The sequence below is a fragment of the Variovorax sp. J31P207 genome (genome assembly GCF_030316965.1).
GTDB classification, from domain to species: domain Bacteria; phylum Pseudomonadota; class Gammaproteobacteria; order Burkholderiales; family Burkholderiaceae_C; genus Variovorax; species Variovorax ginsengisoli_B.
This window is the reverse complement of sequence record NZ_JASZYN010000009.1, coordinates 174,191-186,700: the sequence shown is the minus strand read 5'-3', so window position 1 is coordinate 186,700 and position 12,510 is coordinate 174,191. Positions and strand designations below refer to the sequence as shown.

The window sequence follows — 12,510 nt, the reverse complement described above, 5'->3', positions numbered from 1 at the left end:
TTCTATCCGCCCAGATACGCGTCCTGCACCTTCGGATTCCCGAGCAGCTCGCGCCCGTCGCCTTCCAGCACGATCTTCCCGGTCTCGATCACATACGCGCGGTCGGCGATCTTCAGTGCCTGCCGCACGTTCTGCTCGACCAGGAACACCGTCAGGCCCGCCTTGTTGATCTCGCGCAGCGTCCGGAAGATGTCCTGCACGATGATCGGCGCCAGGCCCATCGAGGGTTCGTCGAGCAGCAGCACGCGGGGCTTGGCCATCAGCGCGCGGCCGATCGCCAGCATCTGCTGCTCGCCGCCCGAGAGGTTGCCGGCGAGGCCGCCTTCGCGTTCCTTGAGGCGCGGGAACAGCGCAAATACGTGGTCGAGGTCGTCGGCGCGCTGGGCCCGGCTGTCGCGCCGGGTGTAGCCGCCGAGCTCGAGGTTCTCGCGCACGGTCAGCGTGGTCAGCGTGGCGCGGCCTTCGGCCACCTGGACCATGCCGGAGGCCACGATCTTGTGCGGCGAGAGCGAGCTCAGGTCCTGGCCGCCCAGTACCACCCGTCCGGCGGCCTTCTTGACCAGCCCCGACAAGGCCAGCAGCGTGGTCGACTTGCCGGCGCCGTTGGCACCGACCAGGGTCGTGATCTGGCCTTCGTGCAGTTCGAAGTCGATGCCCTTGACGGCCTCGATATGGCCGTAGGAGACCTTCAGGCCCTCGACCTTGAGCAGGGGAGAAGAAGAGGAAGCGCTCATGCCGTGGCTCCCTCGTTGCTCGCTTCGTCTTCCTCGCGGCCCAGGTAGGCCTCGATCACCTGAGGGTCGTTGCGGATCGCGTCCGGGCCGCCGCGCGCGATGATGCGGCCGAAGTTCAGCACGGCGATGTGCTCGCACAGGCCCATCACGAAGCGCATGTCGTGTTCGATCATGAAAATGGTGTAGCCGCGACCGCTGATGTTGCGGATCTCGTGCATCAGGTCGGTCTTTTCGCTGCTGTTCATGCCGGCCACCGGCTCGTCGAGCAGCAGCAGCTTCGGCTCGGTCGCCAGCGCGCGCGCCAGTTCGAGCTTGCGCTGGTCGCCGTAGGACAGGTTGTCGGCCGCGTCATCGGCCTTGTGGTCGAGCTTGACCCACGAGAGCAGTTCGCGCGCACGGTCGCGCGCGCGCCGCTCCTCGCTGCGGAAGAGGCCCGACGAGGCCAGCAGGCCGAGGCCGCCGTAGCGCAGCTTGGCGTGCATGCCGACCATCACGTTCTCGAGCAGCGACATCTCCTTGAAGATGCGGATGTTCTGGAAGGTGCGCGCGATGCCACCGCGGGTGATCTCGTGCGGCTTGACGCCGGCCAGGTCCCGGCCTTCGAAGCGGATCGTGCCGCCGGTGGTCGGCAGCAGCCCGGTGGTCAGGTTGAAGACCGTGGTCTTGCCGGCGCCGTTGGGCCCGATCAGCCCGAAGATGCCGCCCTGCGGCACCTCGAGGTTGACGTCCTGCAGAACCTTGAGGCCGCCGAAGTGGCGCGATACGCCGTCGAGCTGGAGAAGAGGCGTCGTGCTCATGCCGCAGCTCCCTTGCGTCCGAACCACTGGCGGAACCGCGCCGGGTCCCAGATGCCCTTGGGCAGGAACAGCACGATCAGCACCAGGATCACGCCGTTGACCACCAGCCGGAAGTCGCCGAAGGCGCGCAGCGCCTCGGGCAGGATCGTGAGGATCACGCCGCCGAGCACCGGGCCGGTAAGCCCGTTGATGCCGCCGAGCACGGTCATGGTGAGGATGTCGACGCCGCGGTCGAAGCCGAATTCGTTCGGGCCGATGAAGAAGGTCTGGTGCGCGTTGAGCACGCCGGCCAGGCCGGCGATGGCGCCGCCGAGCACGAAGGCCAGCATCTTGTGGGCCTGGACGTCGATGCCCATCAGGCCGGCGGCGGTTTCGTCTTCCTTGATGGCCTCGAAGGCGCGGCCGACCTTGGAGCGGCGCAGCCGCCAGAGGCCCAGCAGCACCAGCACCAGCGCCAGCGCGACGTGCCACCACTGGGTGATGGGCGGGATGCCGTTCAGGCCCAGCGCGCCGCCGGTCAGCGATTCGGCGTTGAGCACCACGATGCGCACCACCTCGCCGAAGGCCAGCGTGGCCATCGCCAGGTAGACGCCGGAGAGCCGGAGCGTCGGCTTGCCGATCACGAAGGCGGTCAGCGCCGGTGCCGCCATGCCGGCCGCGATCGCGACCGGGAACGGCACGCCGTAGGTCATCGTGAGGATCGCCGAGGTGTAGGCGCCGATGCCCATGAAGGCGGCGTTGGCCATCGCCAGCATGCCGCACGAGAGGGTGAGCCAGATCGACAGCGCCAGCAGGGCGTTGGTGCCCAGCGTGAGCACCAGGTTGCTGTAGACCGACCAGAAGTTGTTGAGGGCGTCCATGCTCAGACCTTGCGTTCCTGCATGGAGCCGAACAGGCCCTTGGGCCGCACCAGCAGCACCAGGAACAGCAGGCCGAAGGCGACCGCGTCGCGCATCGTCGAGCCGATGTAGGCCACCGACAGCACCTCGGCGAAGCCGAGGAACAGGCCGCCGAGCATCGCCCCGCGGATGTCGCCCATGCCGCCCAGGATGATCACCGCGATGCCCTTGTGCAGCATCGGCTGGCCCATCAGCGGGAACACGGCGTTGGAATAGAGGCCGATCAGCACGCCGGCCAGGCCGCCGAGCGCGGCGGCCGCGAACGAGGTCAGGAAGAACAGGCCTTCGACATTGATGCCGAGCAGGTAGGCGGCCTTGGGCGATTCGGCGATCGCGCGCAGGGCGCGGCCGAGCTGGGTGCGCTTGAGCGCGACCATCAGCACCCCCATCAGCACGAAGGACAGCAGGATGATGCCGAGTTCGAGCGCGGTCAGGTGGATGCCCGCGAGGTCCAGCGATTCGCCCGACACCACACCGGCCGGGAAGCGCACGTTCTCGGCTCCGAAGATGCCCTGGATGCCGTTGTTCAGGATGATCGCGACGCCGATGGTGGCGATCATCGGGATCAGGTGGGGGGCGTTGCGCGCGCGCAGCGGCCGCAGCACCAGGAAGTCGATCAGCAGGCCGAGCAGGCCGCAGAACACGAAAGCGAACAGCAGTCCGGCCCACAGCGGAAGATCGAAGCGCGCCATGGCCTGCACCGCGGCATAGGCGCCGACCATGAAGACCGCGCCGTGCGAGAGGTTGATGACGCCGAGCACGCCGAAGATGAGCGTGAAGCCGAGCGCAAAGAGCGCATAGACGCACCCGAGGGACAGTGCGTTGACAAGTTGCTGTTCAAGCATGGGAATTCCGTTCCGGAAGAAAGCGGGCCGGCCATGCCGGTCCCGCTGTTCGTGAAACACCGCGGAACCGGCTTTGCCGGGCCGCAGGTGTTGCCCCCGGCAGGGGGTGGGCGGCTACACGAAGTGAGCCAACCTGGGGGCGAGCGTTATTTGGCGATTACGAATTCAGCGCCTTTGGTCACGCTGACGATGGGGGTCTGCTGGGCGTCGTAGCCGGCCGGCTTGCCGGCCTTGTCGTTGGCGCGGCGGAACTGGAAAGCGCCAGTGGCACCGGTCCACTTGGCGTTCGGCAGCGCATCGCGCACGGCGGCACGGTCGGCGGTCAGGTTGCCGCTGATCTTGACGCCCTTGAGTGCCTGCGCCGCGATGTACATGGCGTCGTAGGCCTGGGCCGCGAACTGGTCGGGCGCGGTCTTGTACTTCTCGTTGTAGGCCTTGATGAACTTGGTGTTCTCGGGCGTCGCGTTGCTGGCCGACCAGGGGCTGCCGACATAGAGGTTGTCGGAGTTGCCCTTGGCGAGCTCGAACACCTTGACCGAGTTCATGCCGTTGCCGCCGATGATCGGCACGTTCAGGCCGAGCTGGCGGGCCTGCACCATGATCGGCGCGCCTTCGGCGAGCAGGGCCGACAGCACGATCGCATCGGCGCCGCTGGCCTTGATCTTGGTCAGCTGGGCCTTGAAGTCGACGTCGCCCTTGGCGAAGGTCTCGGTCGTGGTGACCGGGATCTTCAGGTCGTCGAGCGCCTTCTTGAAGTTGTCGTAGCCGCTCTTGGTGAAGACGTCGTCGTTGCCGTAGAGCACGGCGACCTTCTTGATACCGGCGTTCTTGACCGCGGTCTTGATGGTCTCGGGCAGCACGTCGGCTTCGGTCACCGAGTTGCGGAATACGTGGTCGCCGATCGAGGTGATGCCGTCGGCGGTGTTCGAGGTGCCGAAGGCCACGGTCTTGGCGGCCTGGGCGATCGGGTCGGCGGCCTGGGCCGAGTTCGACAGCGTCGGGCCGAAGACCATCAGCACCTGGTCCTGGAAGATCAGCTTCTTGAAGACGTTGATCGCTTCTTCCTTCTTGCCCTGCTCGTCGGCGACGATCAGCTCGATCTTGTTGCCGTTGATGCCGCCGGCGGCGTTGATCTCGGCGGCCGCGAGCTCGAAGCCGTTGCGGATCGCCACGCCATACTGCGCGGCACCGCCCGACAAGGCTTCGGCCACGCCGATCTTGAGGTCGGCGGCCTGGGCGGCGAAGGCGGCGAAAGTCGCCAGTGCGAGCAGCGAGGTCTTGAACGGAAGTTGTCTCATTTGGGAAGATCTTTCGGGAAAGGGAAGAACGGGGGCGGCCATTTTATAAGCTGCTTACAGGCCCCGCGTTCAGTGATTCCTACAATCGCGCGTCCCCGCCTTGGGGGCTTTCCAGGAGTTCCGATCGATGCAACGTCGTTTTCTGATCCAGCGTGCCGGCCTGGCCGGGGTGCTCGCTGCCGGCGTGGCGCCGGCCGTGCATGCGCAGGCGCTGACGCGCTGGCGGCTGGCATCGAGCTTCGCCAAGTCCCAGGACCTGCTGTTCGGCGCCGCCGAGTCCTTCGCCAGGAAGGTCGGCGAGATGAGCGGCGGGCGCTTCCAGGTCGAGGTCCATGCCGCCGGTGAACTGATGTCGGCGCGGGACGTGCTCGACGGCGTGCAGCGCGGCGCGATCGAGGCCTGCCACACCTCGGGCGCCTTGTTCGTCGACCACAACGAGGCCTTCGCCTTCGGCGCCGCGATCCCCTTCGGCATGAACGCGCGCCAACTGAATGCCTGGATGACCGAAGGCAATGGCCTCAGGCTCAGCCGCGAGTTCCACGCCGGCTTCGGCGCGGTCGGCTTTCCGTGCGGCAGCGCGGGGGCCCAGCGGCTTGGCTGGTTCGCCCGCGAGCTGCGCGGCGCCAACGACTTCAAGGGCCTGAAGGTCCGCTTCGATGGCCTGGCCGGGCGTGTGATCGCGCGCCTGGGCGGGGTGGTGCAGGGCCCGGCGTCGGGCAGCGACCTGCGCGAGGCCTTTTCCAAGGGCTTGGGCGGGGCCGAGGGCCTGAGCCCCTACGACGACCAGAAGCTCGGGCTGCCCAAGGTCGCACGCTTCTGCCATACCCCGGGCTGGTGGGCCGGCGCGATGCAGCTCGACCTGCTGGTCAACCAGAAGGCCTTCGATGCGCTGACGCCCGACTACAAGGCGATCCTGCAGTCCGCCAGCGCCACGGTGCACGCCGAGCTGATCGGCCGCTACGACGCCCGCAACCCGGCGGCGCTGCGGGAACTGGCCGGCGCGGGGGCGCAGATCAAGCCCTTCCCCCGGCCGCTGCTCGATGCCGCCTTCAAGGTGTCGATGGACCTGTGCCACGCACTCGAGCGCAGCAACCCGGCCTGGAAGAAGCTCCACGGCGACTACCGTGCCTTCCAGCAGGGCCAGCTGTTCGTGGACCGTTTCACCGAGGCGCCGTTCGACGCCTACCTGCAGGGCGCCAAGCTGTGAGCCCGGCCGGCACCTCGCCATCGATCGACTCCCCCGACATGCGGCGGGCCGGCCGGGAACTGCTCTCGCTGGCATTGATCGATGCCCGCAACCACACGCTGCACCTGCTGTCGCTCTACGAGCAGGCGCTGGGCGGCGAGACGCTCGCGGTGCCGCGCGTCGCGGGCATCGACCCGCCGGTCTGGCTGGCCGGCCACATTGGCTGGTTCGCCGAATGGTGGATCGGCCGCAACACGCAGCGCGCCTTCGGTGAAGAGTGCCCGGTGCGTCCCACGCGGCTGGCGGCGATCGAGCCCGACGCCGACGACTGGTGGAACCCGGCCCAGCGCGCGCCCGCGGATCGGGATGCACCCGGGCTGCCCGACCTGGCCCAGACCAAGGCCTATCTGCTCGACACGCTCGAAAGCACGCTCGAGCTGCTCGAGCATGCGGCCGAGACCGACGCCGGCCTCTACTTCTATCGGCTCGCGCTGTTCCATGAAGACCTGCGCGGCGAGCAATTGCTGGTCATGGCGCAGACCCTGGGCCTGCCGTTGAAGGTCGAGCTGCCGCCGGCCGCGGTGACGCGGCCGCCGCTCTCGCTGCCCGCCACGCCGTGGGAGCTCGGCCTGGCGGCGGGTGGCTTTGCCTTTGCGCAGGAGCGCGGCATCGAGCGCGTCGACGTCCCCGAGTTCGAGATCGATGCCCAGCCCGTGACCTGGAGCCAATATGTCGAATTCGTCGACGACGGCGGCTACGACCGGCCCGAGCTGTGGCGCACCGAAGGCCTTGCATGGCTGGCGCGGCAGACCGAAGGCCGGCGCGGGCCGCGCCATGTCGAGCAGATCGGTGCGGCCCGCCACGGCACCGGCGGCTCGGTGCTGCAGCAGCAGTTCGGCCGCACGGTGCGTGCCGCCGGCAACCGCAGCGCCGTCCATGTCGCCTGGTGGGAGGCCGATGCCTGGGCCCGCTGGGCCGGCCGGCGCATCGCGACCGAGGTCGAATGGGAAATCGCCGCCCACACGGCGGCCCGGCGCGGCTTCCGCTGGGCCGACGTCCACGAATGGACCTCCGGGACGCTGCACCCGTGGCCGGGCTTTCGCGCCGATCCCTGGAGCCAGGGCGGCGAGTTCGATCCCCAGCCCGCCTTCGGCCAGGCCCGGGTGCTGCGCGGCGCCTCGTTCGCCACCCGGGCGCGGCTGCGCTCGCCGAAGCGCCGCGGCTTCGCGCTGCCCGAGCGCGACGACGGCTTCTTCGGCTTCAGGACCTGCGCGCTGTGACCCGGTTCAGCCGCTCTTCTTCTTCGGCTTGAAGTTCCACCAGGGCAGCAGCGAGCGCAGCGACTCGACTTCGCCGCTGCTGGCGCTCTCGTAGCCCGGCAGGGTGCCCAGCTGATGCCGCCAGGCGGCGCCGCGCAGCAGCAGCAGCAGCGCCTGGACGGCCGGCTGCTCGAGCGCCGACTTGAGGCAGGCGAGGTGGTAGCGCTCGTGCACCAGCGGCACGAAGCCCAGCCCGGCGCCGATGGCGGCCGATTCGATGCCGAGAGCGGCATCGGCCTCGCCCGACGCCACGGCGTGCGCCGCGGCCGCGTGCGAGGGTTCGCAGTGCCCATGGCCGTCGATGCCGTCGGCCGCCAGTCCGTCTCGCGCCAGCAGTTCTTCGAACAGCACCCGCGTGCCGGTGCCGATCGGCCGGTTCACGTAGCGGGCGCCGCGGGCCGCGACGTCGGCCAGGTTCATCAAGCCGAGCGGATTGCCGGGCGCGACGATCAGGCCCTGGGTGCGCCGCGCGAAACCGATGATCTTGTGCAGTCCCGGCTTCAGCAGGGGCTTGTAGGTGCGCTGCGCGAGCGAGCCGGACGGCGGCCGTTCCAGCGTGTGGAAGCCCGCCATCACGCAGCGGCCCTGGTTCAGCGCGCTGATCGCGTCGACGCTGCCGGTGAAGCGGATGTCCAGCTGCAGCCGGGCCGTGGCGGCGGCACGCGCGCGCAGCAGCACCAGCGCATCGTCATGGCTCGCGTGCAGGCTCAGCAGGTGGGTGCTGTCGTCGAACGCGAGCGCGAAGGCGCGTTCGAGGTCGGCATGGAGCGCCTCGATCTGCGGGGCCAGCCGGGCCTGGGCCTGGCGTTCGGCCCACAGCAGCTTGTCGCCGAACTCCGAGAGCTGGGCCGCGCGCCCCTGGTCGCCGGTCACCAGCGGATGGCCCAGCAGCTGCTCCCAGCGCTTGAGCTCGCCCCACACGTGACGGTAGGAATAGCCGACCGCCCGCGCGGCGGCGGAGATCGATCCGTGCTCGCGCACCGCGTGCAGCAACTCCATCAGCGGATTGCGGATCAGGGCCCGGCCGTGGCGGCGCGGCGAGATGGCGTAGGAGAGTTCGATCTGTTGCACGGGAGAACGGAAGGGGAGCAGGCGCCGGGGATTATGCAGAGCCTGCCCGCCGCCTATGCAAGTGATTTCATAAGTCGGCCGCATCGGTCTGCCCATACTCCAGCGCTTCCCTCTCCACGCCCCGCATGAACACTTTTGCCGACAGCGCCGCTGCCGCCTGGTACCTCGTCGTCTCCGCCGATCCCGTGCTGCTCGCCATCGTCGGGCGCTCGCTGGCGGTCAGCGCGACGGCTTGCCTGCTGGCCTGCGGCTTCGGCCTGCTGCTCGGCGCCTGGCTGGCGGTGGCGCGCTTCCCCGGGCGCGGCCTGCTGCTGACACTGCTGAACACGCTGCTGGCGCTGCCTTCGGTGGTGGTGGGCCTGGTGATCTACCTGCTGCTCTCGCGCTCCGGTCCGCTCGGCTTCCTGGGCTGGCTGTTCTCGTTCAAGGCCATGGTGCTGGCGCAGACCATCCTGGTGCTGCCGGTGGTCACGGCACTGACGCGGCAGGCGATCGAGGACGCCGACCGCGCCCATGGGGAGCAGCTGCGCTCGCTCGGCGCCCGCAGCCTCGCGCGCGGCCTGCTGCTGGCGGCCGACGAGCGCTATGCGCTGGTCACGGTGGTGATCACCGCCTTCGGCCGCGCCGTGTCGGAGGTCGGCGCCGTGATGATCGTCGGCGGCAACATCGACGGCTTCACGCGCGTGATGACCACCGCCATCGCGCTCGAGACCAGCAAGGGCGACCTGCCGCTGGCGCTGGCCCTCGGGCTGGTGCTGCTGGCGGTGGTGCTGGCGCTGAACCTGGCGATCGCGGCGCTGCGCGCCTGGCGCGAGCGGGTCGACGGCGGGGCGGCCGATGCGATGCGCGCGCGGACGCTGGAGGTCGGGCCATGACCGCCGGGGCGCCGATGTTCAGCCTGCGCGGGATCGTGCTGCGCTTCGGCAAGGTGCAGGCCCTGACCGGCGTCGACCTGGAGATCCGGGCGGGCGAAAGGGTGGCGCTGATCGGTGCCAACGGCAGCGGCAAGAGCAGCCTGCTGAGGCTGCTGCACGGATTGCTGCCGCACGCGGGCGGCGCCTTCGTGAGCCATGTGCCGCCGATGTCGCAGGCCATGCTGTTCCAGCGGCCGCACATGCTGCGCGCCAGCGTCCGCAACAACGTCGCGCTGGCACTCTGGCTGAAGGGTTCGCGCTGGCGCGATGCGCAGCGCGAGGCCATCGTCGCGCTCGACAGGGTCGGGCTGGCCGAGCTCGCGGGGCGCAATGCGCGCACGCTGTCGGGCGGCCAGCAGCAGCGCATGGCGCTGGCGCGCGCCTGGGCGCTGCATCCCGAGGTGCTGCTGCTCGACGAGCCGACCGCCAGCCTCGACCCCACCGCCAAGCGCGATGTCGAGGCGCTGATCGCGGATGCGGCGCAGGGCCGCACGCTGGTCTTTGCCAGCCACAACCTCGGACAGGTCAAGCGGCTCGCGAGCCGCGTCGTCTATCTCGAGCACGGCCGGAAGGTGGCCGACCTGCCGGTCCATGATTTCTTCCACGGGCCGCTGCCCGAGGAGGCCCGTCTGTTTGTCAAAGGAGAACTGGTATGAAGCTGTTCAATCTGTCCACGGCCCTGGTGCGCGCCTTCGGGGCCGCCGTGCTGGCGGCGAGCGCGCTGGCGGCACAGGCCGAGACCCTCACGATGGCGTCGACCACCTCGACCGAGCAGTCGGGCCTGTTCTCGCACCTGCTGCCGGCCTTCAAGCAGGCCAGCGGCATCGACATCAAGGTGGTTGCCGTCGGTACCGGCCAGGCGATCGACATGGCCAGGCGCGGCGATGCCGACGTGCTGTTCGTGCACGACACCGTCGCTGAGGAAAAGTTCGTCGCCGAAGGTTTCGCGGCCAAGCGCTTTCCGGTCATGTACAACGACTTCGTGCTGGTCGGACCGAAGGCCGATCCGGCCGGCGTCAAGGGCCAGGACATCGTTGCCGCGCTCAAGAAGATCGCCGCGACCCACGCGCCCTTCGTCTCGCGCGGCGACAAGAGCGGCACCGACGCCGCCGAACGCCGCCTGTGGACGCAGACCGGCATCGGCGAGGCCGGCCAGCCGCTGCCGAACGACAGGAAGGGCACGGGCTACAAGGAATGCGGCTGCGGCATGGGGCCGGCGCTGAACATCGCGGCCTCGAGCGGCGCCTATGTGCTGGCCGACCGCGGCACCTGGCTCAGCTTCAAGAACCGCGCCGACCTGGCGGTGCTGGTGGAAGGCGACAAGCGGCTGTTCAACCAATACGGCGTGATGGTGGTGAGCCCGGTGAAGTTTCCGAATCTCGACAGCGCGGGTGCCCAGAAGTTCGTCGACTGGGTGATCTCGCCGGCCGGGCAGTCGACCATCGCGGCCTACAAGATCGGCGGCGAGCAACTCTTCTTTCCGAACGCCACGCCATAGGATGAAACACCCCCGAAGCGCCTACGGCGGGCGGGCTGGGTTGGAACTCATGGACTCGACGACAGGCAATCGTTTCGTCGGTCAGCTTGTCCCCACTTGCGCGAACCGTTGCGCGTACTCTCTCGGACTGACTCCGATGCGCCGCACAAATGCCTTTCTGAGAACATCGACGCTCCGATAGCCGCATCGACGCGCAATCTCCTCGATCGAGCGTCCTCCCAGTTCGAGCGCCCGACGCACCGACTCCAGCCGCACGTCCTCGACGTACTTCGCCGGCGTGGTATTCAACTCTCTTTCGAATGTCCGGATGAGCGTTCGCACGCTCATCGCGAGCTTGTCCGCCAACACATCGACAGTCAGTTCCGAGTGCAGGTTCTCGCTGATCCAGGTACGCAGCCCTTCCAACTTGGAACCGAGTCCGTGTTGGGCCTGCAGGGAAACGCTGAACTGCGCCTGGCCACCAGGGCGGCGCAGGAACAGCACAAGATTCTTGGCGACCTCGAGGGCCAGGCCTTCGCCCAGGTCTTCGGCGACAAGTGCCAGCGCAAGGTCGATTCCCGCCGAGATGCCCGCTGACGTGTAGACATTCCCGTCCTTCACCCAGATGGGATTGGGGTCCACCACCACGCTGGGATAGAGCTCGGCCAGGCGTTTCGCCATGCCCCAATGCGTGGTCGCCCGGCGTCCGTCCAGCAAGCCGGCGTCGGCCAGCGCAAACGCGCCGACGCATATCGAGCAGATGCGCCGGACGGACCGCGAGCGGGTTCGAATCCACTGGATGACGGTCCTGTCGAGTTGCAGCTCCGGCTGGAATCCTGACGCGACCACCAGGGTGTCGATCGGCTTGCTCGAGCGCCGTTCCTGTTCGAGCGTTCGGTGGGCCCGGAGCCCGATGCCGGTTTCGCTCTCGAGGTTGAGATCAGGCCCGGGACAGACCAATTCCAGCAGGTAGGGCGCTGCTTCCCCGCCATGCAACCGGTTCGCGAGGGTGAAGACCTCTGCCGGCCCGATGACGTCCAGCGCGTCCACCGGTGGCAATCCCAGGATGACCACACGTTTTCGCGCCATCGCCACGCGGGGCTCGCTGGCGCCAGGTCTCTTTCTCTCAGTCATGACGGCCTCCGGGCGAATTCGTCCATTTTGGCACAAATCGTCTGTAAACAGTCATTTGTGCCTATCACTCAAAACCTACAGTGAAGGCCTGGCAACGACGTTCCTGAAGGAGCAAGCGTCATGGAAACACCCATCCTCATCGGCGGCATCAGTGCCCCGAACTCCGCGCTGGCCCATAAGGCCGCCTATGTGGTGCAAAGCGTGCACTCGCCCGCCATGAGAAACCACGTCCACCGCACCTGGTGGTTCGCCGAATTCCTGGGCCGAAAGCGTGGCCTGAAGTACGACCGCGAAGCGGTGTATCTGGCCTCGCTGCTGCACGACCTGGGCCTCACCCATGACTACGCGGCCGAGCACCGTTTCGAGGTCGACGGCGCCGACGCGGCGAGCAGGATTCTTCTCGCGAATGGCTACTCCGATGCAAAGACCCGATTGGTCTGGGACGCCATTGCCCTGCACTCCAGCGCCGGCATCGCCGACCGCAAGGAGCCCGAGGTCGCGCTGGTCCATATGGGCGCACATGTCGATGTGATGGGCCTCTGGATGGACGAAATCACCCCGTCCCTCATCGACGACACGCTGGCGCTGTATCCCCGCCTGGGCTTCAAGGCTGCATTCCAGAGTGCCTTGGCGGAGGTCGCCCGCAAGAAGCCTCATACCGCCGTTGGCACTGGGCTGGCCGACATCGGGCACCGCCACGTGCATGGCTTCGAGATACCGGACGTGTGCGACCTGCTCGACCACGCGCCTTTCGAAAGCTGAATCAGAAGCTGATTCGGCCCATGTGTCAGTCGGGGGCGCCTCTGCCGTGACAGAAACCATGCCCCCACATCCCT

General features: G+C 68.3%; 13 protein-coding genes. 6 read left to right on the top strand and 7 right to left on the bottom strand.

From position 1 onward, the window contains the following. Positions 1–2: 2 nt before the first annotated feature. From QTI68_RS27955 to QTI68_RS27935, 5 genes are all read right to left on the bottom strand, one after another. Positions 3–734, bottom strand: coding sequence for an ABC transporter ATP-binding protein (locus QTI68_RS27955; RefSeq protein ID WP_286526382.1), 732 nt, complete (start codon positions 732–734; stop codon positions 3–5). Further along, entirely contained in the window at positions 731–1,531 is an 801-nt protein-coding gene (locus tag QTI68_RS27950; protein ID WP_286526380.1) for an ABC transporter ATP-binding protein, read from the bottom strand. Before QTI68_RS27950 ends, QTI68_RS27955 begins: the two co-directional genes overlap by 4 nt. Next, complete coding sequence (locus QTI68_RS27945; RefSeq protein ID WP_286526378.1) at positions 1,528–2,391, bottom strand: branched-chain amino acid ABC transporter permease; 864 nt, start codon at positions 2,389–2,391, stop codon at positions 1,528–1,530. Before QTI68_RS27945 ends, QTI68_RS27950 begins: the two co-directional genes overlap by 4 nt. Before the next feature lie 2 nt (positions 2,392–2,393). After that, positions 2,394–3,275 (bottom strand): branched-chain amino acid ABC transporter permease, encoded by an 882-nt coding sequence (locus QTI68_RS27940; RefSeq protein WP_286508251.1) that lies wholly within the window; start codon positions 3,273–3,275, stop codon positions 2,394–2,396. Positions 3,276–3,421: 146 nt separating this feature from the next. Continuing rightward, the gene (locus QTI68_RS27935) at positions 3,422–4,573 is read right to left on the bottom strand and encodes an ABC transporter substrate-binding protein (RefSeq protein WP_286526377.1); all 1,152 of its coding nucleotides are present in this window, start codon (positions 4,571–4,573) and stop codon (positions 3,422–3,424) included. Between the two features lie 127 nt (positions 4,574–4,700). On the opposite strand from QTI68_RS27935, the gene QTI68_RS27930 reads away from it, so the two are divergent. Next, on the top strand, positions 4,701–5,780 hold the full coding sequence (locus tag QTI68_RS27930) for a TRAP transporter substrate-binding protein (RefSeq protein ID WP_286526376.1): 1,080 nt from the start codon (positions 4,701–4,703) through the stop codon (positions 5,778–5,780). Between the two features lie 38 nt (positions 5,781–5,818). After that, a complete protein-coding gene (locus QTI68_RS27925; RefSeq protein WP_286526455.1) occupies positions 5,819–7,039 on the top strand; it encodes an SUMF1/EgtB/PvdO family nonheme iron enzyme in 1,221 nt (406 codons plus the stop codon). A 6-nt stretch (positions 7,040–7,045) separates the two neighbouring features. Here the strand turns inward: QTI68_RS27925 and QTI68_RS27920 are convergent, their stop codons facing one another. Then, complete coding sequence (locus tag QTI68_RS27920; RefSeq protein ID WP_286526375.1) at positions 7,046–8,149, bottom strand: substrate-binding domain-containing protein; 1,104 nt, start codon at positions 8,147–8,149, stop codon at positions 7,046–7,048. 125 nt (positions 8,150–8,274) lie between these two features. Here QTI68_RS27920 and QTI68_RS27915 point away from each other — a divergent pair, with 125 nt between their 5' ends. From QTI68_RS27915 to QTI68_RS27905, 3 genes are read left to right on the top strand one after another with little or no spacing between them, the layout of a single operon-like run. Further along, positions 8,275–9,024, top strand: coding sequence for an ABC transporter permease (locus tag QTI68_RS27915; protein ID WP_286526374.1), 750 nt, complete (start codon positions 8,275–8,277; stop codon positions 9,022–9,024). Next, positions 9,021–9,719: an ATP-binding cassette domain-containing protein gene (locus QTI68_RS27910; RefSeq protein ID WP_286526373.1), complete on the top strand. Its 699-nt coding sequence runs from the start codon at positions 9,021–9,023 to the stop codon at positions 9,717–9,719. The genes QTI68_RS27915 and QTI68_RS27910 overlap by 4 nt, the downstream gene beginning before the upstream one ends. Then, positions 9,716–10,561: an ABC transporter substrate-binding protein gene (locus QTI68_RS27905; protein ID WP_286526372.1), complete on the top strand. Its 846-nt coding sequence runs from the start codon at positions 9,716–9,718 to the stop codon at positions 10,559–10,561. Before QTI68_RS27910 ends, QTI68_RS27905 begins: the two co-directional genes overlap by 4 nt. A gap of 81 nt (positions 10,562–10,642) precedes the next feature. Here the strand turns inward: QTI68_RS27905 and QTI68_RS27900 are convergent, their stop codons facing one another. Next, a complete protein-coding gene (locus QTI68_RS27900; protein ID WP_286526371.1) occupies positions 10,643–11,674 on the bottom strand; it encodes a GlxA family transcriptional regulator in 1,032 nt (343 codons plus the stop codon). Positions 11,675–11,794: 120 nt separating this feature from the next. On the opposite strand from QTI68_RS27900, the gene QTI68_RS27895 reads away from it, so the two are divergent. Further along, entirely contained in the window at positions 11,795–12,436 is a 642-nt protein-coding gene (locus tag QTI68_RS27895) for an HD domain-containing protein (RefSeq protein WP_286526370.1), read from the top strand. Positions 12,437–12,510: the final 74 nt, after the last annotated feature.